Origin of the sequence: Myxococcus sp. CA023, assembly GCF_010998615.1 — a bacterium.
Classification (GTDB): domain Bacteria; phylum Myxococcota; class Myxococcia; order Myxococcales; family Myxococcaceae; genus Myxococcus.
This window is the reverse complement of sequence record NZ_JAAEAH010000184.1, coordinates 1-765: the sequence shown is the minus strand read 5'-3', so window position 1 is coordinate 765 and position 765 is coordinate 1. Positions and strand designations below refer to the sequence as shown.

Sequence of the window (765 nt, the reverse complement as noted above, 5' to 3'; positions counted from 1 at the left end):
GTAGGGGAACCTGCGGCTGGATCACCTCCTTTCTAAGGAGACCGGGCATCGGACAGCGTCTTCGGACGCAGTAGGCGATGCCAGCGACTTTCGAGTCGCGTCAGGTCAACCAGGTCAACGTTTCCGAGTAACAATCTAGCTACTTAAATTGGGCTTGCTGTTTGGTTTTGAAGGACTGAGTCCACGCGACTTGGCTCTTTGAGAATGAAGGACGCTGTAGGGTTTGCCGACGCGGTAGCCCCCTGGGCCTATAGCTCAGCTGGCTAGAGCGCGCGCCTGATAAGCGCGAGGTCGGTGGTTCAAGTCCACCTAGGCCCACCATTTTCCTCCTAACGAGGAGGAAAGCGGTGACGCGCACCAGCATGGTAGAATGGCCGTGGGCAAGTTTCCCGGGGCTGTAGCTCAGCTGGGAGAGCGCCAGCTTTGCAAGCTGGATGTCGTCGGTTCGATCCCGATCAGCTCCACACAAGTTTTCTCTGAGGTTTAGAGAAGCGTTCTTTGACAAGTGCATACGAAGGGTAAGTTCAATTTCTGCTGAGAGAAGTTCTCGCAGAAGCCCTGACGAAAGTACCCCGCCGACGCCGTGAGGCGAAGGCGAGGGGAAGAGAGTCAGGTGCTTTTAATCAAGCGTAAGTAAAAAGAAGTCTTCCAGGCTTGCTGCGAAGAGCAGGAGTCTGGGCCTTGGTTTCGAGTTTCGACAATCCGCCGGGAGGCGGGCGTGAAACAAGAGATTAGGGCAAGTAAGCTACTAAGGGCGTGCGGTGG

The 765-nt window shown here is 55.7% G+C and carries 2 tRNA genes; both read left to right on the top strand.

Annotation, left to right across the window (positions count from 1 at the left end):
- Positions 1-244 precede the first annotated feature (244 nt).
- Positions 245-321 (top strand) — tRNA-Ile (locus F8M74_RS37185).
- 70 nt (positions 322-391) lie between these two features.
- A tRNA-Ala gene (locus tag F8M74_RS37180) sits at positions 392-464 on the top strand.
- Positions 465-765: the final 301 nt, after the last annotated feature.